Annotated in this window: 28 protein-coding genes and 1 tRNA gene; 2 read left to right on the top strand and 27 right to left on the bottom strand. The window is 40.1% G+C overall.

What is annotated here, in order from left to right; translation table 11 throughout:
• Positions 1-3: 3 nt before the first annotated feature.
• From H9647_RS26040 to rpsF, 12 genes are all read right to left on the bottom strand, one after another.
• A complete protein-coding gene (locus H9647_RS26040; protein WP_263621327.1) occupies positions 4-132 on the bottom strand; it encodes a hypothetical protein in 129 nt (42 codons plus the stop codon).
• A complete protein-coding gene (locus H9647_RS17625; RefSeq protein ID WP_191802404.1) occupies positions 116-1156 on the bottom strand; it encodes an LCP family protein in 1041 nt (346 codons plus the stop codon). The genes H9647_RS26040 and H9647_RS17625 overlap by 17 nt, the downstream gene beginning before the upstream one ends.
• A gap of 280 nt (positions 1157-1436) precedes the next feature.
• Positions 1437-2372, bottom strand: coding sequence for a D-alanyl-D-alanine carboxypeptidase family protein (locus H9647_RS17620; RefSeq protein WP_191802402.1), 936 nt, complete (start codon positions 2370-2372; stop codon positions 1437-1439).
• Between the two features lie 358 nt (positions 2373-2730).
• Positions 2731-3696, bottom strand: a complete 966-nt coding sequence (locus H9647_RS17615; RefSeq protein ID WP_191802400.1) for an ABC transporter ATP-binding protein — start codon at positions 3694-3696, stop codon at positions 2731-2733.
• Positions 3693-4670, bottom strand: a complete 978-nt coding sequence (locus tag H9647_RS17610) for an ABC transporter ATP-binding protein (RefSeq protein WP_191802398.1) — start codon at positions 4668-4670, stop codon at positions 3693-3695. The genes H9647_RS17615 and H9647_RS17610 overlap by 4 nt, the downstream gene beginning before the upstream one ends.
• Before the next feature lie 11 nt (positions 4671-4681).
• Positions 4682-5605: an oligopeptide ABC transporter permease gene (opp4C, locus tag H9647_RS17605; protein WP_191802396.1), complete on the bottom strand. Its 924-nt coding sequence runs from the start codon at positions 5603-5605 to the stop codon at positions 4682-4684.
• 12 nt (positions 5606-5617) lie between these two features.
• Complete coding sequence (locus H9647_RS17600; protein ID WP_191802394.1) at positions 5618-6580, bottom strand: ABC transporter permease; 963 nt, start codon at positions 6578-6580, stop codon at positions 5618-5620.
• 75 nt (positions 6581-6655) lie between these two features.
• Entirely contained in the window at positions 6656-8398 is a 1743-nt protein-coding gene (locus H9647_RS17595) for an ABC transporter substrate-binding protein (protein ID WP_191802392.1), read from the bottom strand.
• Between the two features lie 790 nt (positions 8399-9188).
• Positions 9189-9812, bottom strand: coding sequence for a M15 family metallopeptidase (locus tag H9647_RS17590; RefSeq protein WP_225229381.1), 624 nt, complete (start codon positions 9810-9812; stop codon positions 9189-9191).
• 186 nt (positions 9813-9998) lie between these two features.
• Positions 9999-10268 carry a 30S ribosomal protein S18 gene (gene rpsR / locus H9647_RS17585; protein WP_160035535.1) on the bottom strand — a complete coding sequence of 90 codons (270 nt, stop codon included), beginning with the start codon at positions 10266-10268 and terminating at the stop codon, positions 9999-10001.
• A gap of 19 nt (positions 10269-10287) precedes the next feature.
• Positions 10288-10773 carry a single-stranded DNA-binding protein gene (ssb, locus tag H9647_RS17580; protein WP_191802390.1) on the bottom strand — a complete coding sequence of 162 codons (486 nt, stop codon included), beginning with the start codon at positions 10771-10773 and terminating at the stop codon, positions 10288-10290.
• Positions 10774-10824: 51 nt separating this feature from the next.
• Positions 10825-11109: a 30S ribosomal protein S6 gene (gene rpsF / locus H9647_RS17575; protein ID WP_160035531.1), complete on the bottom strand. Its 285-nt coding sequence runs from the start codon at positions 11107-11109 to the stop codon at positions 10825-10827.
• 200 nt (positions 11110-11309) lie between these two features.
• On the opposite strand from rpsF, the gene H9647_RS17570 reads away from it, so the two are divergent.
• The gene (locus H9647_RS17570) at positions 11310-11504 is read left to right on the top strand and encodes a YjzC family protein (protein ID WP_191802387.1); all 195 of its coding nucleotides are present in this window, start codon (positions 11310-11312) and stop codon (positions 11502-11504) included.
• A gap of 446 nt (positions 11505-11950) precedes the next feature.
• On the opposite strand, the gene H9647_RS17565 is transcribed toward H9647_RS17570, so the two are convergent.
• From H9647_RS17565 to H9647_RS17550, 4 genes are all read right to left on the bottom strand, one after another.
• Positions 11951-12042, bottom strand: a tRNA-Ser gene (locus tag H9647_RS17565).
• 65 nt (positions 12043-12107) lie between these two features.
• Complete coding sequence (locus H9647_RS17560) at positions 12108-12317, bottom strand: DUF951 domain-containing protein (RefSeq protein ID WP_191802385.1); 210 nt, start codon at positions 12315-12317, stop codon at positions 12108-12110.
• The gene (locus H9647_RS17555; protein ID WP_191802695.1) at positions 12307-13275 is read right to left on the bottom strand and encodes a mechanosensitive ion channel family protein; all 969 of its coding nucleotides are present in this window, start codon (positions 13273-13275) and stop codon (positions 12307-12309) included. The genes H9647_RS17560 and H9647_RS17555 overlap by 11 nt, the downstream gene beginning before the upstream one ends.
• 43 nt (positions 13276-13318) lie before the next feature.
• Entirely contained in the window at positions 13319-13567 is a 249-nt protein-coding gene (locus H9647_RS17550; RefSeq protein ID WP_191802383.1) for a DUF3343 domain-containing protein, read from the bottom strand.
• A 101-nt stretch (positions 13568-13668) separates the two neighbouring features.
• Between H9647_RS17550 and yyaC the strand changes: the two genes are divergently transcribed.
• Positions 13669-14277: a spore protease YyaC gene (yyaC, locus tag H9647_RS17545; protein ID WP_191802381.1), complete on the top strand. Its 609-nt coding sequence runs from the start codon at positions 13669-13671 to the stop codon at positions 14275-14277.
• On the opposite strand, the gene H9647_RS17540 is transcribed toward yyaC, so the two are convergent.
• The 11 genes from H9647_RS17540 to rnpA all read right to left on the bottom strand — a co-directional run bounded on the left by H9647_RS17540 (position 14249) and on the right by rnpA (position 25601).
• Positions 14249-14749, bottom strand: a complete 501-nt coding sequence (locus tag H9647_RS17540) for a DUF4446 family protein (protein ID WP_191802379.1) — start codon at positions 14747-14749, stop codon at positions 14249-14251. The two genes, yyaC and H9647_RS17540, sit on opposite strands and share 29 nt — an antisense overlap.
• Before the next feature lie 24 nt (positions 14750-14773).
• Entirely contained in the window at positions 14774-15928 is a 1155-nt protein-coding gene (locus tag H9647_RS17535) for an aminotransferase class V-fold PLP-dependent enzyme (RefSeq protein WP_191802377.1), read from the bottom strand.
• Between the two features lie 156 nt (positions 15929-16084).
• On the bottom strand, positions 16085-16927 hold the full coding sequence (locus H9647_RS17530) for a ParB/RepB/Spo0J family partition protein (RefSeq protein WP_191802374.1): 843 nt from the start codon (positions 16925-16927) through the stop codon (positions 16085-16087).
• Complete coding sequence (locus H9647_RS17525) at positions 16920-17681, bottom strand: ParA family protein (protein ID WP_191802372.1); 762 nt, start codon at positions 17679-17681, stop codon at positions 16920-16922. The genes H9647_RS17530 and H9647_RS17525 overlap by 8 nt, the downstream gene beginning before the upstream one ends.
• 114 nt (positions 17682-17795) lie before the next feature.
• Positions 17796-18614, bottom strand: coding sequence for a nucleoid occlusion protein (gene noc, locus H9647_RS17520; RefSeq protein ID WP_191802370.1), 819 nt, complete (start codon positions 18612-18614; stop codon positions 17796-17798).
• A gap of 378 nt (positions 18615-18992) precedes the next feature.
• Positions 18993-19718: a 16S rRNA (guanine(527)-N(7))-methyltransferase RsmG gene (rsmG, locus tag H9647_RS17515; RefSeq protein WP_191802368.1), complete on the bottom strand. Its 726-nt coding sequence runs from the start codon at positions 19716-19718 to the stop codon at positions 18993-18995.
• Between the two features lie 2 nt (positions 19719-19720).
• Positions 19721-21607, bottom strand: a complete 1887-nt coding sequence (gene mnmG, locus H9647_RS17510; RefSeq protein ID WP_191802366.1) for a tRNA uridine-5-carboxymethylaminomethyl(34) synthesis enzyme MnmG — start codon at positions 21605-21607, stop codon at positions 19721-19723.
• Positions 21608-21836: 229 nt separating this feature from the next.
• The gene (gene mnmE, locus H9647_RS17505; RefSeq protein ID WP_191802364.1) at positions 21837-23213 is read right to left on the bottom strand and encodes a tRNA uridine-5-carboxymethylaminomethyl(34) synthesis GTPase MnmE; all 1377 of its coding nucleotides are present in this window, start codon (positions 23211-23213) and stop codon (positions 21837-21839) included.
• Positions 23214-23491: 278 nt separating this feature from the next.
• The gene (gene jag / locus H9647_RS17500) at positions 23492-24220 is read right to left on the bottom strand and encodes an RNA-binding cell elongation regulator Jag/EloR (protein WP_191802362.1); all 729 of its coding nucleotides are present in this window, start codon (positions 24218-24220) and stop codon (positions 23492-23494) included.
• Positions 24221-24287: 67 nt separating this feature from the next.
• A complete protein-coding gene (locus tag H9647_RS17495; RefSeq protein ID WP_191802360.1) occupies positions 24288-25175 on the bottom strand; it encodes a YidC/Oxa1 family membrane protein insertase in 888 nt (295 codons plus the stop codon).
• A gap of 69 nt (positions 25176-25244) precedes the next feature.
• Positions 25245-25601, bottom strand: coding sequence for a ribonuclease P protein component (gene rnpA / locus H9647_RS17490; RefSeq protein WP_191802359.1), 357 nt, complete (start codon positions 25599-25601; stop codon positions 25245-25247).
• Positions 25602-25733: the final 132 nt, after the last annotated feature.

Below are 25733 nucleotides of genomic sequence, written 5' to 3'. Positions count from 1 at the left end.
GGTTTACTTCTTACTTACTACCATTATATTCTCATAACACAACAAAATCAGCACCAGACTTAAAGAAATAATCGTCCAGTGCTGATCTTCTGTCCAGTGCTGATCTTCTGTCCACCTATTCTGTATCTTCACTCTTTATATCATCCGTGTTCGGTTTCATTAACGTCTCTGCCGTCGTATTTGGATCGAGCCAATTACTAATCAACTCTTTAGCATACGCCAGATAATCTTCATCTACGTCATCATAGAAGATCCCATTCTTTCTTACCCCTTCACCCATAATAGTGAAACTAGAAATTTCAGGTTTGCTCTGAGTAAGAACTTGTTTAGCTAGGTCGATAATAAAAGAAGGCTGCATATTGGTTTGGAAGTTATCTCCCATAATATCAAACAGTTTCGGTATATTCGAAATTTGGCTAAGACTCAGCATTTTGTTAGCAACTGCATTTAAAAAGATCTGCTGACGCTTTGTCCGGTTGAAGTCACTGTCTTCGCGATAACGAATGTAATAAAGTGCTTCCTCTCCACTATACAGCGGCTTACCACCTTCAATCGTAAACTGTACGTGATTTGGATTTTTGTTGACGATATCTTCTTCAATCGGAAGTTCAATACCGCCAATCGCGTCGACAACTTCCTGAATGGCTGTAAAGTTTACCGTTGCATAGTAATCAATTTCCTTCTCTAGGAAATTTTCTACGGTGTTAATTGACATCTCCTCTTCCCCAAAGGCAAAAGCATGAGTGAGTTTATCATAATCATCTTCACCGTCTTTATCTGAATCGTGTCCTATGATTTGTACATACGTATCACGGGGAATCGAGACAAGCAGGACTTTTGATTCTTTAGGACGAACCACCGAATAAATAACGGTATCCGAACGACCTTTCGTTTTCTCATAGGGTCTTGCATCCGTTCCTAGTAATAGAACAGAGAATGGTTTTTCTTGATATACAATAGGCTCGGCATTAGCTTCCCCTCTATATGATCTTTCAAGCTGATTTTTAATTGTATCTGATAAGAACAAATCAAATGCTGCAAGAGCAATTTTTTGTCTAAAAGGATAGGCTACCGCGACTAACACAACAAGGGTTACAAGCGTGATGAGTAAACCCTTTTTTTTATTGCGTTGCTTTCTTCTTGATCTAGATCTCATTGGTTCATTCCTTCTCTTAGTATGGGGTCATCAAATCCTAGTTCTATTTTAGTAGGCATTGGAGGTCATAGGAGGCGACTAATTCGTAAAGACTACTTCTCAGCGAAAACGCCTCACTTTATAATGTCCTATTATTTTTTATCATGCAACTTGTACATTTTGCTATATTACCATAATAATCTGTAAGACGGCACCATGCAAATTGTCATATTTCTCCGCATTTTGTAACCTTTTTGGTTTATTTCTAGAAAATAGAGAAGGGGTTTCAAAACAATTTGAACTAAATAGAGGGTCTTTGAATAACTTGATGCCACGTTGAAGCCCAGTTTTGCGTCCACTCTTTTGCACTATAGGAGTGAGCAAACCCATAGTCAAACAATTGTTTAGCTTCTTCAAAACGCTGTTCTTTAGTTTCTGCTCCCATGACAATAGCAATCAATCGTTGACCGTTCTTTTTGACCGTACTTGATAAGCAATATCCTGCATCTTCTGTATATCCTGTTTTAAGACCGTCTGCACCACTGTATGCATATGGACCCTTTACATTATCCAGCATCCAGTTTGTATTGCTCATATATAATCCTTTGTTCCTTAGTTCAACTTGAGTCTGGCTAGAAAGTTTTAAAATTTCAGGATGTTGTTTAATGAGGTGAGCGGACAATTTTGCGACATCTTTTGCCGTCATATAATTCTCAGATGGTCCGCCAGATAAAGGAGAAGAACCTGTCGCATTGTTATACTGTGTATGTACGGACAGTCCAATGGACTTTGCTCTTATATTCATTTCTTCTACAAAACGTTCCTCAGAGCCAAACACATGCTCTGCAAGGGCAATCGTTGCATCATTGGCCGAATAAACGGAGATTACTTTGAATAGTTCGTTGACTGTAAATTGATCATTTTCATTTAGGGATACATTAATTCCTGCGGATTCAGCAGCATGTTCACTGATCTTTACGGTGTCATTTCCAGAAATATGTCCTGCATCTATTTCGTCCAGAATGATCAGCTGTGTCATTAATTTAGATAAGCTTGCTGCAGGCAAAGGATGATCCCCATTAGAACTAACAATAACTTCACCTGAAGAAGCGTCCATAAGCAGGGCGGCACTAGATTGAATAGATGGTTTTCCTACTAAGCTTTCTGGCCTTATACCTATAAATATGACAGCGATGAGAACAACCAGTGTACTGCTTCGTAGGATCCATTTCTTCATCTCTATTCCCCCATTCTTCAAATTTGATTCGAAAATTCGTATCTTATTCGTGTCTACTATATGTAATTAGAATTTATTTGCAGACTAAAGTAAAGGCACCTATTACTCTATTAAACCAATCTATATATATAGACGTAAGAAATGATCATTTTGTCTGCATTTCTTTATATTTTTTTCAAAAAAATATTTTTTCGTTCATTAAATGAAATTTTAACCGGCATTCATAACAAAAAAAACACAGTTCTCACACTACATTAGTGTAAAAAACTGTGCTCAACATTCATATAAAAAACCATTGTAAAACACCGTTTATGAGCGTAGGACCCCAATCCATACTCCACATGTATTTTAAAGCCACTTATGCATAGTGACATGCAACGTAGTGATCTGAACCTACATTACGGTACTCCGGAATCTCTTGCTTACAACGATCAGAAGCAATAGGACAACGGGTATGAAATTTACAGCCTGAAGGTGGATTTGCCGGACTCGGGATATCACCCCTCAGCACAATGCGTTCTCTTTTCAGTGTTGGATCTGGAATAGGTACAGCCGATAATAGAGCCTTCGTATAGGGATGAAGCGGATTACGGAACAATTCATCCTTACTAGCCATTTCTACCATGGAACCAAGGTACATAACACCAATTCTTGTACAGAGATGCTCTACTACACTCAGATCATGAGAGATAAACAGATACGTCAGCTGTTTTTCAGCTTGCAAATCACTAAGCAAGTTGATGATCTGAGCCTGAATGGATACATCAAGTGCGGAAACCGGTTCATCTGCCACAATAAAGTCGGGGTTTAGAATCAGCGCACGTGCAATTCCAATCCGTTGACGCTGCCCACCTGAGAATTCATGCGGATACCGATCATAATGATACGCAGAGAGACCACATATACGTAAAGTTTCTTCTACTGTAGCTCGTACCATCTTTCTAGGAATCAGCTTATGATCCAGTAGTGCTTCGCCAATCGCATCTCCTACCTTGATCCGAGGATTTAGTGAGCTGAAAGGATCTTGGAATACAATCTGCATTTCCGGCCGAATGGAGCGCAGCTTCTCTTTGGATAACGTGTGAAGATCCTGTCCTTTAAAAATAACCTTGCCGGACGTTTTATCATTCAGTCTGAGAATGGTTCGGCCAATGGTACTCTTACCGCAGCCAGACTCTCCTACAAGTCCGAATGACTCTCCTTTGTAGATGGTGAACGATACATCGTCTACTGCTTTTACATCACCAACACGGCGCTGAAACACGCCACCCGTAATCGGAAAGTATTTCTTTAGATTCTGTACTTCAATCAGCGCTTCTGTCATCGTACCATTGCCTCCTCCTCATAGAGCCAACATGCGACTTTATGTCCTTGTTCATCTTTACGCAGTGGAGGCTCTTTCTCGCGGCATATGCTCATGCAAGACTCACAGCGATCGTGGAAATGACAATTCTGCCCGAGTTCAACTGGGTTTGGCACTTGGCCTGGAATTGAATACAAACGTTCCTGTCTTTGATTAATAATGGGCTTGGCCTTAAGGAGACCTTTCGTATATGGATGCTTCGGTGCTTTGAACAATTCGAATACTGAGGCTTCCTCGATCACTTTGCCTGCATACATAACCACCACATAATCAGCCATTTCCGCAACGACACCTAGATCATGGGTGATGAGCATGATGGAGGTATTAAACTTTTCTTTGATATCACGCATGAGATCAAGAATCTGTGCCTGGATGGTTACATCAAGTGCAGTCGTCGGCTCATCAGCAATGAGCAGCTTTGGATTACAGCTTAGCGCAATGGCGATCATAATCCGCTGACGCATACCACCGCTGAGTTCATGTGGAAATGAGTCTACAATTTTCTCTGGACGAGAAATTCCAACCAGGCTAATCAGTTCAATCGCTCTCTTACGAGCTTTCTTCCTATCCAGCAGGAGGTGAATCATTAGTGGTTCACTGATCTGCTCTCCAATGGTAAGTACAGGGTTTAAGGAAGACATCGGTTCTTGAAAAATAATGGAGATGTCATTACCCCGAATTCGGCCCATATCTCTTTTATTCAGCTTAAGAAGATCTTTACCTTCAAATAAAATCTGTCCCCCGGCCGGATCTACCTCTAATAAACGCATCAGTGACATTGCCGTTACGCTTTTTCCGCATCCAGATTCACCAACGACGCATACGGTTTCGCCTTCGCGAATCGTAAAACTCACGTCATCAACCGCCTTCACGACCCCTGCGGATGTATGAAAATGCGTTTTTAAGTTACGGAATTCTACTAAGTCTTTTGCCATCTTCGCATCTCCTACTTTTTCATTTTAGGATCGAGCGCATCGCGTAGCCCGTCACCAATCAAGTTAATCGATACTACGGTAATCAGAATACACATACCTGGTGGAATCCAGACCCAAGGTCTCTTTCGGAACTCAATCAGTCCATTTGCTTCGGAGATCATATTGCCCCAAGATGGGGTTGGTGGAACAACACCAAGTCCTAGATAACTAAGGGTAGACTCCGATATAATGGCACCTGCGACTCCAAGCGTTGCTGATACGATAATAATTGGAATGGTATTAGGCAGTAGATGTTTAAAAATTTTGCGACGATCACGAAGCCCGAGTGCTTCAGTAGCCTGCATAAATTCCTGCTCTCGCAGCGTCAGAATCTGACCACGGACCAAGCGAGCCAGATACGGCCATGCGAGAATCCCCATAATAAGCATTAGATAATAAATTCGATCCTTAGGATCAACTTTCATATCAGAAAGAACTGCCCCTAAGATAATAAGAAGCGGCAAGGACGGCAAAGACATAAAAATCTCACAAACACGCATAATAATCGTATCCACAAAATTTCTGTAAAAACCAGCTAATGCACCCATGATCGAACCTAAAATTACAGTGATTGCAGTAGCAATAATACCTACCATAATAGATACACGTCCTGCTAACATTACACGAAGCAGAATGTCTCTTCCGAGCTTATCAGTCCCTAACCAGTGCTCCGCATACGGAGCTTTATTTTTGTCGATTACCTTATAATCATTTAAACTATATGGTGAAATCATGGGACCAAATATACAAATAATGATCATTAGTACTAGAATAAAAAGTCCACCTACAGCAAGCCGATTACGGGTAAAACGACGTACTGCTACACGCCATGGGGAATCTGGCTGCTTAACTGGAGCTTGAGCATTCGTATTTAATGGTGCAGCCTCTATTGACAATGAAATCTCCTCCTACTTTAAACGTATTCTAGGATCAGCAACCCCATAGAGAACATCGGATAGCAAAGTTCCGAGTAATGTAAGAACCGCTAAGAATATAGTGAATCCAAGCATAAATGGATAATCCCTCATCGTAATCGACTCCAGATAAACTTGTCCTACACCAGGCCAAACGAAAATCTTCTCTAATATGATTGCTCCTCCAAATAACCCTGGAAGTTCTAGACCCATCAACGTAATCGCAGGAAGCATTGCATTTCGAAGTGCGTGTTTGAAAATTACCGTTCTTTCCTTCAGACCTTTTGCACGGGCTGTACGAATATAATCCTGACGTATCACCTCAAGCATACTCGTTCTGAAATAACGCGTTAGTGATCCAGTACTGAGCATGGTGAGCACAAGAACAGGCATAAACATATGATTAGCTACATCTAAAATATAATCCCATGTAGAACCAGGCTGGCCTGCAGTTGTCATTCCTCCTACAGGGAATAGTTTTAAATCAACAGCTAAGAATTTAATTAAAACGAGTCCTAAGAAAAAAGAGGGTAATGACATACATAAGAATACAAAGAGCGTAACAATCTTATCGAAAAATGAATATTGAAATTTGGCTGATAAAACTCCTGTAAAAATAGCTATAATCCAACTAAACATTAGACTGAAAAATGCAATGATAAATGAATTCCACACATAATCTCCAATGACATCAGTAACGGGTCTTTTATGTTGAAGTGAGTCCCCCATATTACCGGTAATCATATGTCCTACCCATGTAAAGTACCTATCAACGACACCTTTATCGAGACCATATATCTCTCGTAATTGCTGAGCCTTTTCCGCAGTCATATTCGGATTTTGCTGAGCTGTAATATAGTCTCCTGGAATGAGTGCTGTAATTGCAAAAACAATTATGCTGATACCGATCATCGTCGGAATCATCTGCAGCAGCCTCCGGATAATGTACTGCTTCATAATATTCCTCCCGGATTATAAGTGGATAAGCTCAGCTCTTTAATGAGCTGAGCTTATCATAATCATGCAGTTAAATTATTGTGCCAGTTCCGCTTGATAAAGAGAATATGTGAAGTCTTTATAAGGAGTAATCTCAAGTCCAGTTACACGACCATTAACAGCCCAAGCATCTCTTCTTTGGTACATCAGAATATCAGGGATATCTTTGTTAAGTTCTTGGTAAGCCTGTGCGTAGATTTCTTTACGTTTCTCTTGATTAAGTTCTTTTTTACCTTGTTTCATCAACGCATCATAAGCTTCGTTAGAGTATTTCACTCGGTTTTGTGCTCCGCCCGTTGTATATACTGTTCCATCTGGATCTGGAGTAAGTCCCCATGCCATGAAGAACATATCGAAATCGCCCTTATCTGTTTTATCTAGGATTGCATTGAAATCAAGTTTTTCTGCATTTAACTTAATTCCAAGATCTTGATAGTTAGCAGTCATAATTGGCAAGATAGCATCAACTACTGGGTTTTCAGCAGTACCAGAGAAATCAATTTCAAATTTCTCTCCATCTTTTTCACGAATACCGTCTGCACCTACTGTCCAGCCCGCTTCATCTAACAATGATTTTGCTTTTTCTGTGTCAAATGCATAAGCTTCAATTCCTTCGTCAGTATAAGCCCAAGATTGTTTGGACTGTGGAATATTAATGACGTCTGCAAATTTACCGTAAACAGCTTCTACAATTTCAGCACGATTCAAACCATATACCAATGCTTGACGAACTGCAGGGTCTTTAAATTTTTCTTTTTCATGGTTGATACCTACATATCCATAACCGTTAGTAGGGAAGACATTAATGTTCAAGAAACCATAGGATTGAAGTTCCTCAATGTTATCTTCATTTACAGTTACCATGTCCATATCGATCTCGCCTGTGTTAAGCATAGCAAGTTTAGTTTCATCTGTAGTCGATTTGTAAATTACATTTTTGATTTTCGGTGCACCAGCAAAGTAGTTCTCATTCGCCTCAAATATAACTTGTTGACCTGGTTGGAAGGATTTCATAATATACTGACCCGAACCTAGTGGCTTGTCGTTCAATGCTTTTACAGATTCCACGTTACCTTGTTTATAGTCTTTACCGTAGTAAGCTTCTGGAAGGAAAGGAACCGAGCCTAAGAAGTCTTTAGTAAGAGCTGTAACTTCAGTAACTTCTACTTCTACAGTGTTCTCATCTACGATCGTCACGCCAGAGATTTCGCTAGCTTTACCGTCGTAATAGTCTTGTCCGCCTTTAATCTTGTAAGACAATGCATCGGACGGTCCATCATAACTCTTGTCATGAAGAACTTTTAGAGAAAAATAGAAATCTTTAACCGTTACTGGTGTTCCATCTGTATAAGTCACACCTGGTTTTAGTTTGAAAGTATATTTCAAACCATCTTCACTAACATCAATGCTGTCTGCTAAATGAAGAGAATATGTTCCATCACCGTTCATGGTTTGGAAGAAATCAAATAGAATAATGTTAACCATATCATCATAAGCAGAATCTTGGAAAAGTGGGTTAAATACACCCTTAGGAGAAGTTACCCCTACAATCAACGTATCTTTACGTTCTGTGGCCGTTGGTGGATTTAGTGACAAGTCTGTTGCTTCAAACAAACCATCGTTCTGTGTAGCATCTTCAGCAGGTGTCTCTGGTGTCTCTGCTGGTGGTGTTGGTGTTTCCCCCGGAGTTGGTTCTGCCGTTTGTCCGCCAGCGCATGCTGCAAGTACCGTTACCAGCATAAGCATGATCACTAGCATTAGCGAAAATCTCTTTCTCATGAAAATCCTCCTCGTAAAATCATAATGTTTATAAATTATCAGGATAAAATATATGAAAATTATCCATGAATAATTACAGAGTTACTAAGAAAGACTGACCATGATGCTAGGGAAACAAAGTGAGTAGGTTTGAAATAATGGATGGTATATACATGTATATGGATCTATATATGTAGAATATTCTTGAAGTGAGGTTATAAATATAAATAGAATTAGTGTAAACGTAGTACTAGAGATGCATACTTTTAGACCATCGGTCAATAAATGTAATATGATCCTATTTATTGGTATTAAATAATTTATTGTAATGATACGTGTAAATTTTACTAACGTCAATCTTTTTTTACATTTTATTGATACTTAGCGTTTATTTTTATTTATTAGGGATATGTGTTAATTTTTGGGAGTGTGTATGTTATTTAATAGATGATAGTGTATTGTTATATTTCATGAAATTATTGCATATATATAACATATATATTACAAATAAAATAAGAAATGAAGGTTGGTGTAAGTAAACATAACGCATACTAATTCTAGACTTCATGTTTTTTAGCGTTATCGTTTAGAAGAGGACGACTTTTGGTTGGTGTAAATGAAACGAGGCTAATTAACTTCTTTTTAGAACTTTTTTCCTATTATACAATTCTACTTCGTTATTTCAAGTGGAATCTACAATGAATTGTAAACATCTTGTGAAAGATTTCAGAAAATAAAAAAAGGCCCTGCTTTGGCAGGACCAGATATAATTTAAGATAAATTACTAATATCTTTTCATGCTATTTTCAATTTAATCTTCACTTGCTTCTAGATCTTTAGCATTTAGTTCATAACCTGGTGGTCTTTTACCGCGTTGCAATTCAGCTATACTATAGCCAAAATCATACTGAAGATGAGGATAGTCCGGAAAACTGATCCAATCGCCTCCCCATTCAAATCCGAGTTCTTTAGCGATATCTACAATCTCCATCCAATCTGACTTTCCATTTCCATTCCCATCATAATCTATATCCCATATAACCTTGTCTTCTGAGACCCTAATTGCAAAATCAATAGCCAGTCCATAATTATGATAGGATTCCCCGCCTCTAGCAGAAGTTACAATTTGTCCAGCTGTCGATCGTCCTTGTTCAAAGAGCTCATCTTGTCTCTCTTCACTTCGGTATCCTTCTGTTATGACAATCTTTATTCCGCTCTTTCTTGCTCGTTCTACTAACTGATTTTGCTTTTCGGCAACAACCGGGTGTAATCCAGTTACTTCAAACTGTTCTTCTTCTACCTCTCTAAAAAAAGGAAGGCTCCAATTAATACGGAAAGTGTCCGACTGCGAAATATAATATACAAGTCCCAAGAGCAACAGCATTAAAAATAAACGTCCTGAAGTCCCGCGTCTTTGATGTGTTTGCCTTCTCATAACCACTCCTATATTTTATCTATCCTATCATTATATTTTGTGTGTTAGGACGATCACAACGTTATACCAATATTTCCATAGTTAATAGTTACTTTATATATTAGAACAGAGAATCATATGTAATTATTAAACAAAAAAAACAACCTGCTGTAAACAGCAGGTTGTTCTCGATCACTGAACCTGAAACTATTCAGTTGTGTACGGAAGCAATGCGATTTGACGGGAGCGTTTGATCGCAATCGTCAGCATGCGTTGGTATTTTGCACTCGTGCCAGTAACACGACGTGGCAAAATTTTTCCGCGTTCACTGATAAATTTACGAAGCAGGTCCGTATCTTTATAGTCAATGTGAGTAATTTTGTTAACAGTGAAGAAACAAACTTTACGACGTTTATTACGGCCACCGCGGCGTGCCGGTCTTTTATCGTCTCCGCCTTCTCTTTGTTTGAAGCCCATGCTATTCAGTCCTTCCTAATTAAAATGGCAAATCATCATCCGAAATATCAATCGGTTTACCGTCATCCGAAAAAGGATCCTGATTGTTCCGTGAGAAATTATTGTTCCCTCGGTTACCGTTGCCGCCGCCTCCGAATGAAGGCTCTTCACGCACAGTTCCACCGCTATTTGTGTTACCACCATCACGGCTAGATTCCAAGAAACGAACGTTATCAGCGATAACTTCAGTAACGTATACACGTTTACCTTCATTATTCTCATAATTACGTACTTGAATGCGTCCCTCGACGGCTGTAAGACGGCCTTTACGCAAATAATTTGCACAAGTTTCCGCTAGCTGTCTCCAGGTAACGACCGGTATAAAATCAGCTTCCCGTTCTCCACCTTGACTTGTAAACGGTCGGTCTACAGCAAGCGTGAATTGAGTCACGGCTACTCCAGCAGGAGTATAACGTAATTCAGGGTCACGGGTTAACCGGCCAATCAGAATGACTCGGTTCAACAATCTAATCCCCTCCTTCTGAGCGTAATTATTACAAAAATCATGTTTTACGGATTAAGCAACATCGTTCGTGATGAGATAACGAATTACTTCGTCAGAAATTTTCATGAGACGTTCCAACTCGGAAACGACAGCTGGTTCAGCGTTGAAGTTAACCAACACATAGTGACCATCACGGAATTTCTTAATCTCATACGCAAGACGGCGTTTACCCAAAACATCATGTTTTGTAATTTCCCCGCCATTGGAGATGATGCCTTGGAATTTTTCGACTGCAGCTTGAACAGCTTCTTGTTCAATATCAGGACGAATAATGTACATCACTTCGTATTTGCGCATAACTATACACCTCCTTATGGACATAAGGCCCTCTAGCTTAGCTGAGAGCAAGGAACGAGAATAAACTCGCACCACTTCAATATAACATTTTCATGATATGAGTGCAAGCACATGTTCTCTTTTACCATCAGATTTCCCAACATGATTGTAATGGAATCTGCACACAATAATTAAGCACTACAATATAAGGAGGGATACGAATGGGTGAAAGAACAGAATTCGAACCAGGAGATAAAGCACCAAATGACGGAGAATACACCGAGGTAGGGGAGGCCAGTTTTCACACTGAGATCAACAACCCCAAACGAGTTAAGCTGAAAAAAGGCGATGCGTTCCCGGAAACAACAAATAAAGATCGTAAATGGAAGAAGCTCACCAAAGCCCGGGTTCATTAATTATTAATAACTAAATAATTTCATTTGCTGCTTACGTTTATTTTTCTCATTAACGGACATAATACAGTTAAGGCAGTGCTCAAGGAGAGGTGTGGTTCCGTTGGATGATTTGAAGACCGAGCCGGACATTCGCTTAAAGGAGGGTCTTGATCGTGGCAAATAGAAGCGGAAGGTAATGTGCGGAAGATGAAATAAATGGATTCAGATGCACTGGTATTGCTTGCAGTACACCGAGTTTCTTACGAATTGTTACGTGAAGATGTTTTCTTTACCATAACGCACTGCCTTCCGAGAAGGACCCTTTAGGGTCCTTTTTTGGTTTATCTAAAGTAAACACTCTTTATAGCGAAAAATGAAAAAAATCCACATAGACGAAAAAACCTCTTACGTTGTAAACGTAAGAGGTGCGTCCGTATTTTTAGGTTAGGTTCATTCATTTAGTTAAATGGCGGAAAGAGAGGGATTCGAACCCTCGCACGCCGTGAGGCGCCTAACTGATTTCGAGTCAGTCCCCTTATAACCTCTTGGGTACCTTTCCGCAGCAAGATTCATTATATCAAAAAAGTCTTCTATTAGCAAGAAAAGATTGCCCCAGTCTGCTTCTTATTCTGACTGAGGCTCTTCAGATGAGCGAAGTACTTTTTTGAAGTTTTTTTCGAATTTTGCTCTAGGAACAAGCACACTATGCTTACATCCAACACACTTAATACGGATATCCATTCCCATGCGTATGATCTCCATCTCATTGCTTCCACATGGATGTGGTTTTTTCATCTGTACGATGTCTCCAAGACCATAAATTTTACGCTCCACCCGATCCATCTCCTGTCTCATCATCTTCCCTTGATGCCGCACTCTCTAACTCAGCCATACGAACTGTTTCTTGATATTCGAGAGCTTCCTTCACATCCATCTGGATGTCACGCTGCACTGCATTATTCATATTCGGCAGACACTCGGCTACAACACGGATCACATACTCAGATGTGGTCATAGACTGAATCCCAACAACCTCAGGAACAGTCAGTACATTGGTATTACGTTCTGGGAGGTCGCGTACAGCCTCTTTTACAAGCCGCATTGCTTCACCCAGTCGTTCTTCACCTTTCATCGGAATATCTACCACAGCTCTTGAGTTAGCCATTGAGAAGTTAGTAACTGTAGTAATTCCTCCGTTAGGGATGATATGAACCTCTCCGGTAAAACTAACGATCTTCGTTGTTCTTAGACCAATCATCTCCACCGTACCTTTTAAGGTACCTGTTTGAATGACATCCCCTACGGCGAATTGATCTTCAAGAATAATAAAGAATCCTGTAATCACGTCTTTGACTAAACTTTGTGCACCAAAACCAATGGCGAGTCCAAGTACACCAGCACTGGCTAACACGGGTGCTAAATCTACACCTAGTTGACTAAGAATAAGTAGTACCAGAATAAAGTTACATACCATGGAGACTACATTTTTCAAGAGTTCTCCAACCGTATTCACTCTTCGTGTATTGAGTCTTATTCTTCTTTCAGACCCATTATTCAGTAAAGATTTATCTATAATTCCATGCAGTAATTTAATAACAATCCGTGTTAGAACAAATACGATAATAATCTGTAATAGTATACCTGCGTAGCCGATCCACATGTCGGCATCTGTGAACCAATTCCATATACCATCTGTAATTTTCTGAACCCAGCTGACGGCTTCCTCAACCGTTTCTTCAACCTTTCCATTACCTGATTCTTCCGGTAAACCTGTTGTACCAGTCAATAACATTAACGGCCAATCCACTCTTTATTCACCTCTTCAGTAACGCTCTCTACTTTATTTCTATATACCCGGTACCTTCTTTTCGAAAAATACCGCGAATTTCAACCTTCTCTGTCATGATAACATACTTTACTTTGTCCAGAAATTGCTCAGGAAACTGAATAGATAAGGCACAGCCTGCCGTAATTTCTTTTGGGGTAGGATAGGTATCGATCTCAACTTCCGCATATTCTAGCAACATTTCTGCATAGATAGCTTGCTGTGTTGAGTCAAAAGCAATTGTAATCCATGTATCCATTCGAATACTCCTTATCTACGATGGTCTAGTAAGTATAAAATCCAACATACTTCCATATACTAGTACTACTATTCCAAGCACGAAAGGAAGATAGTGCGACTATGAATCGTATTCCAAAAGCTTTATCTTCACAGGACATGCCTGGCCTGAAAATACCCCATACCGATCCAGGCATCGCATCAGCCATTGTCCACCGTTTACTATTCCATTTATTTCAGACACCTGCCCATAAAGAAATCGTCATCGTCTGCATCGGAACCGATCGCTCAACAGGCGATTGTCTTGGTCCTCTTGTGGGTACATCTCTATCCAAGTTAAAGAGTCCCATCTACCACCTATACGGTACACTAGAGGAACCCGTTCATGCAATGAATCTGAAAGATACGCTGGATGCAATTTATTCCACACATGCTGACCCCTATGTCATTGGTATCGATGCCTGTCTTGGACAATCTTCTAGTGTAGGCTGCATTCAGGTAGCTGCAGGACCGCTTCGTCCTGGAGCAGGTGTAAATAAAGAATTACCGCCGGTCGGCGATATCCATTTGACTGGTATCGTTAACGTCGGCGGCTTTATGGAGTATTTCGTACTTCAGAATACTCGGCTTAGTCTTGTCGTTCGTATGGCAGAGGTTATCTCCCACAGTTTATATGATGCACTTACAGAATGGCATAAACGTATTACGCTTCTTGCTGTGCAAGAACAATAGCTTCTTTCTCCTCGTTTGATAAGGAATACGTTGATTCTCCCCCTTTTAGGGGCTTTGCATATACATAGGAACCATCCCTATTATATAACCCTGTTAACACGAGTCCATCGCTCTGTTCATTCAGCATGGCAACAGAAAAGCTTAGATCTGTCCCCCGCTCTCCATATGCATTATAACGTTTTACTCCTATTTTCCCTTGGACTTGATTCAACTTCGTAAGCGCCTTTCTAATATCATCTTTGTTCTCAGCTTGCATATCCTCAATGGAATCCATCTGAACTTTAAGCTGGAAAAGTAAGGATTCTAAATCTTCCACTCCTGTACTAGACATTAAGTTATCATAGTTTTTACGAAGTTTACGCATCTTTGTAGCTTGGACAATCATCATGATTAAAAGAACAAGAACAATTAACAAAATACTGAAAATAATAATAGACAATTGTTCCAGGATCAGCTCATTCATATCTGTCATTTATTGTTCCTACTCCTCTATTAATTAAGATCTACCGGCAAGATGGTGGACAGCTGCGAGCAGCGCCGACACTTCTGCCTCCGTTGAGTTTACACCAAAACTAGCTCTCACTGCTCCTCGATCTAAAGTTCCTGCACTTTCATGTGCAAGCGGGGTACAGTGGTATCCCGAACGCACTGCGATGCCGTATTCCCGATCAAGCCGGAAAGCTAACTCTGCGGAATCCGTTCCTTCTATATTAAAAGATACAAGTCCGCTTCTTGGCCACCCTTTTCTTGGTCCAAGAATATGCGCTCCCGGAATCTTTTCTAATTCCTCTATTAAATATTGAGAGAGTGACCACTCATGTTCATAGATTTGATCTATCGTCAAAGATCGTACTTGTTCTATTCCTGCACTTAGACCAGCATAACCTACCACGTTTGGTGTACCTGATTCATACCGGTCCGGCCTTACTGTAGGTTGACCTATTGCTTCTGATTGACTGCCTGTCCCGCCGTAAAGCAGTGGCTTCACGTCGAGATTAGGATGAATGTAAAGTCCACCTGTTCCCTGTGGCCCAAGCAAACCTTTATGCCCTGGAAAAGCCAACATATCAATACCCATCTTCTCTACATCAATATGCAGGACTCCCGCACTTTGAGCAGCATCTACGAGCAGAGCTATCCCATATTTTCGAGTAACAGCACTAATCTCTTGCAATGGAAGAATACTTCCTAGCAGATTAGAACTATGGGTTACTGCTACTAATTTGGTATGAGGGCGGATTTGGCTCTCGATCATGTCGACATATATTTGCCCTTCATCCGTAAGCGGAAGATAATCCACTTCAATCTGCCCGAGAGATTTTAAGTATTCTAAAGGTCTTCTTACAGAATTATGTTCCATCATTGTTGTAATTACATGATCGCCTGGTTCCAAAATTCCTTTTATAGCTAAATTTAAACTCATTGTAGTATTAGAAGTAAGTACGATATCATTTGGATTATGAATCCCAAACAGCTTTGCAATAACACGGCGAGTATTAAATAACACCCGACTTGCGTTGACAGACATCTGATGGCTTCCTCTGCCAGGATTTGCACCTGCTGTTTCCATTGCCTGAAGCATCGCTTCTTTTACTACTTCCGGCTTCGGCCAAGAGGTAGCAGCGTGATCCAAATATATGATTTCTTTCATTTCCCTACTCCTCTACAAAAGAAAATGACATATCTTTTCTTCCTACCTGAGGTAAGAGGACGATATGTCATTACACTAAAGACTTACTTACCCATTACCCTCATATTTATGTGTATTGATGATAGGTTAGACATGTAGATCATTCGAGAAGTCCACTTATTGAAGTAATTCTAATAGTCTCTCTAAATCTTGTTTGCTGTAATAATTCAGTTCAATCTTTCCTTTTTCCTTGTTAGCCTTAATCTTTACCGTAGTCTTGAAACGATCACGCAGACTTTCCTCAACCGTTTCAATGTAAGGGTCTCTTCTCTTCTGCTTTGACTTAGATTTGCTGTCGTTTCCCTTACGATCCAATTGTTGAACAGCTTCTTCAAGTTCTCTAACGCTCCATTGCTTCTGGATACATTCCTCAGCCAGTTCCTTTACTACCTTTTGATCCTTAAGACCAACAATAGCTCTTGCATGCCCCATGGATAATGTTCCACGTGAAACATAATCCTTTACTTCCTCCGGTAAGGTTAACAACCGTAGAAAGTTAGCAATATGAGATCTTGATTTACCAACTTTCATAGACAGCTCTTCTTGAGTTAGAGAGAACTGTTCCATAAGACCTTGATATGCTACAGCCACTTCCATAGCATTTAGGTTTTCACGTTGCAGATTTTCAATAAGTGCAATTTCCATGACTTGCTGTTCGGAAAAATTACGCACTACTGCCGGAACTGTTGATTTACCACAATATTGAGATGCACGAAAACGCCTCTCACCAGCTATAATTTCATACCCTTTGAGCACACTGCGAACAATAATTGGTTGAATGACTCCATGCTGGCGAATAGATTCGGCCAGTTCTTTTATGGACTCTTCATCAAATGTTTTTCTAGGCTGATAAGGATTTGCGCGAAGCTGGCTGAGTGGTATCTCCACAACTTTGTCATCATCGTTGATTGAAAGCGAAGGTAGAAGTGCATCCAAGCCTTTACCTAAACGCTTACTCATATGAAATCACTTCCTTTGCCAACTCTAGATAAACCTCAGCTCCCCTTGAGCGAGGATCATACGTAATAATAGACTGTCCATGTGATGGTGCTTCACTAAGCCTAACATTACGTGGAATAATCGTTCTATAAACTTTTTGTTGAAAATACTTTTTCACTTCTTCTATAACTTGAATCCCAAGGTTAGTACGAGCATCAAACATCGTAAGAAGAACGCCTTCTATTTGAAGAGAAGTATTCAGATGTTTCTGTACAAGTCTAACGGTATTTAGGAGCTGACTTAAACCTTCGAGAGCGTAGTATTCACACTGAATTGGAATAATAACAGAATCGGATGCAGTCAGTGAGTTAATAGTAAGCATCCCAAGTGAAGGAGGACAATCAATCAAGATATAGTCATACTCATGTTTGATCATTTGCAGAGATTTCTTCAGACGAACTTCACGAGAAATGGTAGATACAAGTTCAATTTCAGCTCCAGCGAGCTGAATTGTTGCGGGAATCAGATGAAGCCCCGGAATATTCGTTTCGACAATTGCTTCTCTAGGATGTATTTCTTCAATGAGCACATCGTAAATACAGTAAGCAACATCTGCTTTATTAATACCCACACCGCTTGTTGTGTTGCCTTGGGGATCTATATCTACAAGAAGTACACGCTTGCCAAGTGAAGCCAATCCTGCACCCAGATTAACAGAGGACGTTGTTTTTCCTACTCCGCCCTTCTGGTTTGCTACGGCAATAATCTTTGACACTTTGTTCACCTCAGTATAGGAGTCATTCCTTAGGGGTACGAGATAATAGATAGTCGGCGGAAAAGTTAGAATGAACTAGATAGAAAAAGCGGCACTTGAGCCGCTGTATGTTCATTATTTACGTTTCGGAATTTGTATTACTATTTCATAATGATCTTCATGATCAGATTCTTTTGTTTTGATGTCTAGACCCGAGTCTGACACCATATCAATGGATTGTCTAATTGTGTTCAAAGCAAGTCTAACATCTTTTGTAAAAGAAACTCGTTTCGACTTCTTGATCTTGGAAGATTCCTTGTAAAAAGCGACCCTTGCTTCCGTTTGTTTTACGTTCAATTCTTTTGTGATGATTTCTTCGAGAATTTTTAATTGAATTTCCAGACTATCTAAGGAAAGTAATGCCCTCGCATGTCGCTCTGATATCTTCCGTTCCATAAGAGCCATTTTCACTTCTTCAGGTAAATGCAGCAAGCGAATTTTGTTTGCTATTGTGGATTGGCTTTTGCCAAGGCGCTGCGCCAGACTTTCTTGTGTTAATTGGTGCAGATCAATCAGCTTTTGATAGGCTACTGCTTCTTCAATCGCTGTAAGCCCTTCGCGCTGTAGATTTTCGATAAGCGCTATTGAAGCTGCTTGGGAATCATTAAATTCACGAACAATTGCAGGAATATGTGCCATACCAAGCTTCTTAACAGCACGCCAGCGTCTTTCCCCAGCAATAAGTTCATATTGGCCGTTCCGAACGCGGACTACAATCGGCTGAATAACACCATGTGTTTTAATCGTTTGGCATAACTCTTCAATCTTCTCGTCATCAAAAATCGTACGGGGCTGATACGGGCTGCTCACAATTTCGTCGATTGCAATTTGTTTTACTTCTTCCCCGTTACTGCGTTCCGTCAAACCAAACAACTTCGAAAATTGTTCTTTCATTCCGTAGATTACCACCTAAATTCAAAATAGTGCCACTTTAGACACTTCATTGACTGTTCTCTCTTCGATTCCGTGTTGCACCTAGGCTAAGCCGTCTTCTTTATGTATAGGATTATGTTCTATGACGATTAGACTCATTCTGTACGAAGAAACTACTTCCTCTATTCTATCACTTTTTCTTCCATAATCCTATTGTTTGAGAGTGAATTTTATCTCATTTTAAGGAAAATTGACTTCTACTATTTTCATCGTATTTATTGATTTTCAACCGTGTTTTTATACAGATAAATTTCACATTTATTTCTTCTTTTGAGATAGGTAGATTGCTTAAGGAAAAACAAAAAAAGGGAATGTTTCACGTGAAACATTCCCTTTATCTTATTTAACAAGTGGTGTCTTTAATGGTGTTCCTGGTTTTCTAGGATACATCTTCGGCGTGTTTGCTGTCTTACGGATTAAAATCATATGCCTTGCTGACTCTTCCACGGGTAGTTGGAAAGCATGAGTCTCTATGAGTTTACCTTTTAACTCCTTTAAACTGTATGCCGCTTCTGTCAATTCTGCGGTAGGATCGCTACCCTTCATTGCAGCGAAAATTCCGTCTTTACGAACAAATGGTAAACAAAATTCATTAAGTACCGCAAGCCTGGCAACAGCACGTGCAGTAACTAGATCATAATGATCCCGGTAACCTGCGCGTCTTCCGATTTCTTCGGCTCGCCCATGAATAAGCTCCACACCTTCAAGTCCAAGAGCGTTAACAAGATGCTGTAAAAAATTAATTCGTTTATTCAAAGAATCAATAATCGTTAGCTTCAAATGAGGAAAACAAATCTTTAGCGGAATACCAGGGAAACCAGCTCCAGACCCGATATCCGCAATCGTATTCACTTTATCCATCCCTACATAGAAAGCAAGTGAGACAGAATCATAAAAGTGTTTTGTATATACTTGCTCTCTTTCCGTGATACCGGTTAGATTCATTTTCTCATTCCAAGATACGAGCTCTTTATAATAAATCTCAAATTGGTCTAACTGCTTCTCGTCTAGCTCAATTTGATGTTTTGCTAAGCGTTCTTGCAATTCTTTCTGTATATGATCCATTGTTACCCCCTAGATGCAGTAACCCGATTATAATGTTCCAAATAAACGAGCAATATCGAAATATCTGCCGGTGTTACACCCGAGATCCGGGAAGCTTGACCGATAGAAATTGGACGAATTTTTTCTAGCTTTTGTTTTGCTTCCATTGCCAGACCATGAATCTCATTGTAGTTGATGGTATCTGGAATTTTCTTTTTCTCCATTTTCAGCAGACGTTCTACATGAGTGAGTTGCTTCTCAATATAACCCGCATACTTAATTTGGATTTCAACCTGTTCCTTCATCTCCTCATTTAAATCATAAGGAGAAGGGGAGATTCTCTCGATAAATGAATAATTCACTTCAGGGCGTCTCATTAACGTAAGAAGGGAAATTCCATCTTGCAAAGGAGTTGACTCTATACTTGCAAGAAGTTCATTCACTTCTGATGGACGAGTACGAGTAGTGCGCAGACGTTCAATCTCCTGTTCTACTTTTTCCTTTTTATTAAGGAATTTAGCATAACGTTCATCTGACACAAGACCAATCTCGTGTCCAAGTGGAGTAAGTCTCATGTCTGCATTGTCATGACGCAAAAGCAGTCGATACTCAGCCCGCGAAGTAAGTAGACGGTATGGCTCATTCGTACCTTTCGTCACCAGATCATCAATAAGAACACCGATATACCCTTGCGAACGATCTAGAACAACCGCTTCTTTTCCTTGTGCTTTACGGGCTGCATTGATTCCAGCCATAATTCCTTGGCCAGCTGCTTCTTCATAACCAGAAGTTCCGTTAATCTGTCCTGCAGTGAACAGACCTGGAAGACGCTTGGTCTCAAGAGATGGAAGAAGTTGCGTAGGTACCATTGCATCATATTCGATTGCATAGCCGTTACGCATCATTTGTACATTCTCAAGCCCCGGAACCGAGCGCAATACTTCTAATTGTACATCTTCAGGTAAGCTGGTAGACAAACCTTGAACATAATATTCTTTTGTGTTTTTTCCTTCGGGTTCTAGGAAAATTTGATGTTTTGGTTTATCACTAAAACGAACAATCTTGTCTTCAATGGAAGGACAATAACGTGGTCCCGTACCTTCAATCACACCCGAGAACATCGGAGCACGATGCAGGTTATCAGTAATAATCTGATGTGTTTCAGCAGAAGTATACGTTAACCAGCATGGCAATTGTTCATTGTCTGAGCTTTCCGTCTCATAGGAGAAAAACTTAGGAATATCGTCTCCTGGTTGAATTTCTGTTTTACTGAAATCGATGGTATCCTTATGCACACGAGGTGGAGTCCCTGTCTTGAAACGTACAAGTTCAAAACCAAGCTCTTTAAGATGATCAGATAACTTAATTGAAGGCTGCTGATTGTTTGGCCCGCTCTCATACATCAGTTCACCCATAATTACTTTACCGCGTAAATAGGTTCCTGTTGTAAGTACAACTGATTTAGCACGGTATTCTGATCCTGTCTGTGTAACGACACCGACACACTCTCCGTTTTCCACGATTAAACGCTCTACCATGCCTTGGCGCATCGTAAGATTCGGTTCCATTTCCATCGTTTCTTTCATGGTGTGCTGGTAAGAGAATTTATCTGCCTGCGCTCGAAGTGCATGTACCGCTGGGCCTTTACCTGTATTGAGCATTCTCATCTGAATGAATGTCCGGTCAGTATTACGGCCCATTTCTCCACCTAGTGCATCGATTTCACGAACTACATGACCTTTTGCTGGTCCCCCGATCGATGGATTACATGGCATAAATGCGACCATATCCAGATTAATAGTGACCATCAGCGTTTTGCAGCCCATACGAGCGGCGGCAAGAGCTGATTCGACACCAGCATGACCTGCACCAACGACAATAACATCGAATGTACCGCCATCAAATCCCATCGTATCTTCCTCCTTGTTTCAGGGATTACTCCCCGTAATTTGTACTACTGTATTGAAACGAAATCAGAACCTTGCTGTTCTAGATTTCTTATCAAGTTCATTTCCGAGTGCTTATACAAAGCACTAAACTTCATTATATCAAAAAATACAGGGATTCCATAAGAGTTGATTCAAATCATTTGGAATGATAATGCTCGAATTAAATCCCGTGAGTCTAAAAATATCTTCCTTATTTCCCTAAACAGAACTGAGAGAAAATCTGATCGATTAGAGCATCATGCGCAGTATCCCCAACGATTTCACCGAGCTGCTCCCAAGCTAATCTCACATCAATTTGGATCATATCAATCGGAACAAACTGTTCAGCAGCATCATAAGCATCCTGTAAAGATTGCTTCGCCTTTTTCAGAAGAGAGATATGGCGTACATTACTTACATAAGTTAGATCTGCCGATTCCAATTGCCCGCTAAAAAATAATTTTGAAATAGCTTCTTCAAGCAGGTCAATGCCTTCTTCCGCTTTTACAGACATCGGTACGATTAATTCTGGATCAATATATCGTTCTAAAATGTCCCGATCAATTTTTGTTGGTAAGTCCATTTTATTTAAAATAACTATGGCCTGTCTGCCTTTAATCTGCTCCAGAAGTTCAAGTTCATCCTCATGAAGCGGTTCTCCCGCATTGACTACCATTAAAATCAGATCTGCTTCCGTAAAAGCAGTACGAGATCGTTCCACACCAATCTTCTCAACAACATCCATAGTTTCCCGAATACCAGCAGTGTCCAACAGTTTTAATGGAATATTATTAATGGTCACAAACTCTTCAATGACATCGCGAGTTGTCCCTGGAATATCTGTGACAATCGCACGGTTATCTTGGGCCAGTGTATTAAGGAGAGAAGATTTACCTACATTGGGTCTTCCAACGATGGCTGTTGTAATTCCTTCTCTTAGTATTTTCCCTTGTTCTGCTGTTTTTAGCAGCTTATCAATTTCACTCATAACATGAGACGATTTTTCTTTAATGAATTCAGAAGTAAGTGATTCTACATCATGCTCTGGATAATCAATATTCACTTCAATATGTGCCATTGTTTCCACAAGTGTATAACGAAGATCGCGTATCTTTGTAGAGAGAACTCCTCCCACTTGTTTCAAAGCAACAGAAAAAGCACGATCTGATTTTGAACGAATGAGATCCATAACACCTTCGGCCTGAGATAAATCAATTCTCCCGTTCAGAAAAGCTCTTTTGGTAAACTCGCCTGGTTCTGCTACTCGGATATCGAGCATAAGCAGTAAATCCATAATCCGTTTAACTGAAATAACACCACCGTGCGAGCTAATCTCTACAACATCCTCCGTTGTGAAGGATCGTGGGGCTCTCATCACTGTGACAAGTACCTCTTCCACCTTTTCTTCTGTCTGTGGATTGATAATATGTCCATAATGAACCGTATGAGATTCCGCTTGTTCCAGTGGTGTTTTGCTTTTTACAATCTTACCTACCTCTTTGATTGCATCTGGACCACTTACTCGAATGACAGCAATCCCCGCTTCGCCTACAGCTGTTGAAATGGCTGCTATTGTATCACTAATCACCTATGTTCACCTTCCCTTATCCATGCTTACGATCTATATTCAAGTTATCAAGACTGTTATATTCATTATTAACTGAATCAATTTCATAATACCTTTGGTTGCTTTAATCAGGACTATATATAGATCGAAATGGTTTTATTTGTCTATATATAGTTACAAATTTATCGTTTTAATGAGTTATGAAATTGATATACGCTACCTACCCTGATTACGAAAAAAGCAATGGCTTCTGCATGAAGCAGGAAGCCATTGCGTAATCGCATAAAATCACATTAAGCTTATTTAAGTGTAATAACCACTCTACGGTTAGGCTCTTCGCCCTTGCTAATTGTATTCACCTGACGATGATTCTGAAGTTTTGCATGAATCACTTTGCGCTCCTGGGAAGGCATGGGTTCAAGCACGACTTCTTTTCCCGTGCGAATCACCTGTGAAGCTAATCGGTCTGCAAGTTCTTCTAATGTCTTGCGGCGTCTTAATCTAAAGTTCTCCGCATCGAGAATAATCCGTACGAAACTACTTGAGTGTTTGTTTGCCACAATATTCGTTAAATATTGCAAAGCGTCTAAAGTCTGGCCTCTACGTCCAATAATAAGACCAAGGTCTTCTCCGGTAATATTAAATATCTTACCATCCCTGCTTTTTTTCATCTCAATCTCAACATCAAGACCCATACCCGCAGCTGCTTCTTTCACAAAATTGCTCGCTTCAACATATGGATCTACATCATTAGATATATTAGTATCTAGCTCAGTCGATCTTGAAGATGTAAGCTCAGAGGTACGGATCAGAGCAGAATCGGGCTCGTTTTGAAAAGATTCTTCTGCCTGTTTTGGCTTAAGAGTCAATTCTACTTTGGCTGGCTTAACACCAATGAGACCTAAAAAACCTCTGGATGGCTGTTCTAAGACGTTTAACGTAACCCAATCTCGACTGACACCAAGTTGTGCCAGACCTTGATCTACAGCATCTTCTATCGTTTTACCTGTCACAATGACGGTGGTCATATGGAACGCCGTGCCTCCTTCGCCACTTACTGATCTGATAAACCGGACAATACATTATTTATTTATATTATTTCTTCTTCTTTTTCTTTTTCTTCTTCGCTTGAGATCCTACACCGTTCGTAGTTACGATTCCAGCTTGTCCCTTTTTAGAGGAGCTTTTTGTTCCCTGAACATTTGTAGCAGCTACAAGCTTGTCGTTGTTGCGATAGAGGAAGAAGTTTTGAATGATGGTATAGATGTTTGAGTAGAACCAGTAGAGCGGCAAAGCCGAAGCAAACTGGTAGGACATGATAAACATCAAGATTGGGTATACCCAAAGCATAAACTGCATAGGTCCTTGTTGTTGCGACGGATTTTGCTTCATCATGTACCATGTTTGGAAGAACATAGATACAGCAACAAGCACAGGAAGTATAAACAATTTATCTGGGGAACCAAGTTCCATCCATAAGAAAGTGTGCTGATTAATATTTGAGTTATAGAGAATCGAGTTATAAAGAGCGATATAAATAGGCATCTGGATAATCAGAGGCAAACAACCCGCCATCGGATTGACTTTATGCTCTTGGAATAGCTTCATCGTTTCCGCTTGAATTTTTTCAGGGGTATCCTTATATTTCGTTTGGATTTCCTTAATAAGCGGTTGAATCTTTTGCATGTTTCTTGAACTTTTAACTTGTTTAATAGTAAGTGGAAGGATTAACGTACGAACGATAATTACCAGTACGAGAATTGCCAATCCATATTCTCCACCAAACAGCTTAGCTAATGAGTCTAAAGATAATGAGAACCAATAAACAACGTTACTTTTCCAAAAGGATCCACTGTTTTTGAGGTCTTCTGTGGTAACATGAGTTGTATTAGCAGATGTACAACCCGATAGTACAGCAACTAAAGCAATAACAGCGATCAGGAGAATCCACTTTTTCCCCTTCAATGACTTGAGTCGAGACACTTGATAACCCCTCTCTTAACCTATCCATTCCACCGTAAATAATACCATAAGTAGAAGAACAAAGAAACGCTAATTCGAGCGTCTTTCTGCCTTGAGCAGCGAAGCTTTACGCAAGACATGAAGTAGACTTTTCTCCATCTCTTTGTAGCTCATCGAAACTGCTCCCTTTCTTACGATAAATATGAGATCCATATTCTCAACAATTTCGGTTTCATGATGTCGAATAATTTCTTTAATCATTCTTCGCATGCGATTGCGGACAACCGCATTCCCTATTTTTTTGCTGCAAGATACGCCGACACGAAACTGCTCGACATCCTTGCGACGCAATCCATATACCACAAACTGATAGTTTGCTTGAGACTTACCATAACGGTATACGCGACTAAAGTCGGCACGGTTTCGTAAACGTAATCTTTTATGCAATGATCTCTTCTCCTTGCTAAGACGCGTCTGTCATAATAAACGCATTGTTACATCCTAAAATTAAGTATGGACGATCGTAGGAAGCTATAAACGCTCCCCTATTTAAAATAGAAATTTCTTGTTTAAGAAAAA

The organism is Paenibacillus gallinarum, from assembly GCF_014836635.1.
Classification (GTDB): domain Bacteria; phylum Bacillota; class Bacilli; order Paenibacillales; family Paenibacillaceae; genus Paenibacillus; species Paenibacillus gallinarum.
The sequence above is the reverse complement of the archived record's forward strand: the minus strand, read 5'-3'. Positions and strand labels throughout refer to the sequence as shown.

Bases quoted from the DNA above. Each gene is read 5' to 3' on its own strand.
- H9647_RS17625 (WP_191802404.1), bottom strand. From the start codon at position 1,156: ATGAGATCTAGATCAAGAAGAAAGCAACGCAATAAAAAAAAGGGTTTA.
- H9647_RS17620 (WP_191802402.1), bottom strand. From the start codon at position 2,372: ATGAAGAAATGGATCCTACGAAGCAGTACACTGGTTGTTCTCATCGCT.
- H9647_RS17615 (WP_191802400.1), bottom strand. From the start codon at position 3,696: ATGACAGAAGCGCTGATTGAAGTACAGAATCTAAAGAAATACTTTCCG.
- H9647_RS17610 (WP_191802398.1), bottom strand. From the start codon at position 4,670: ATGGCAAAAGACTTAGTAGAATTCCGTAACTTAAAAACGCATTTTCAT.
- H9647_RS17600 (WP_191802394.1), bottom strand. From the start codon at position 6,580: ATGAAGCAGTACATTATCCGGAGGCTGCTGCAGATGATTCCGACGATG.
- H9647_RS17595 (WP_191802392.1), bottom strand. From the start codon at position 8,398: ATGAGAAAGAGATTTTCGCTAATGCTAGTGATCATGCTTATGCTGGTA.
- H9647_RS17590 (WP_225229381.1), bottom strand. From the start codon at position 9,812: ATGAGAAGGCAAACACATCAAAGACGCGGGACTTCAGGACGTTTATTT.
- rpsR (WP_160035535.1), bottom strand. From the start codon at position 10,268: ATGGGCTTCAAACAAAGAGAAGGCGGAGACGATAAAAGACCGGCACGC.
- rpsF (WP_160035531.1), bottom strand. From the start codon at position 11,109: ATGCGCAAATACGAAGTGATGTACATTATTCGTCCTGATATTGAACAA.
- H9647_RS17570 (WP_191802387.1), top strand. From the start codon at position 11,310: ATGGGTGAAAGAACAGAATTCGAACCAGGAGATAAAGCACCAAATGAC.
- H9647_RS17555 (WP_191802695.1), bottom strand. From the start codon at position 13,275: ATGTTATTGACTGGTACAACAGGTTTACCGGAAGAATCAGGTAATGGA.
- H9647_RS17550 (WP_191802383.1), bottom strand. From the start codon at position 13,567: ATGGATACATGGATTACAATTGCTTTTGACTCAACACAGCAAGCTATC.
- yyaC (WP_191802381.1), top strand. From the start codon at position 13,669: ATGAATCGTATTCCAAAAGCTTTATCTTCACAGGACATGCCTGGCCTG.
- H9647_RS17540 (WP_191802379.1), bottom strand. From the start codon at position 14,749: ATGACAGATATGAATGAGCTGATCCTGGAACAATTGTCTATTATTATT.
- H9647_RS17535 (WP_191802377.1), bottom strand. From the start codon at position 15,928: ATGAAAGAAATCATATATTTGGATCACGCTGCTACCTCTTGGCCGAAG.
- H9647_RS17530 (WP_191802374.1), bottom strand. From the start codon at position 16,927: ATGAGTAAGCGTTTAGGTAAAGGCTTGGATGCACTTCTACCTTCGCTT.
- noc (WP_191802370.1), bottom strand. From the start codon at position 18,614: ATGAAAGAACAATTTTCGAAGTTGTTTGGTTTGACGGAACGCAGTAAC.
- rsmG (WP_191802368.1), bottom strand. From the start codon at position 19,718: ATGGATCATATACAGAAAGAATTGCAAGAACGCTTAGCAAAACATCAA.
- mnmG (WP_191802366.1), bottom strand. From the start codon at position 21,607: ATGGGATTTGATGGCGGTACATTCGATGTTATTGTCGTTGGTGCAGGT.
- jag (WP_191802362.1), bottom strand. From the start codon at position 24,220: ATGACCACCGTCATTGTGACAGGTAAAACGATAGAAGATGCTGTAGAT.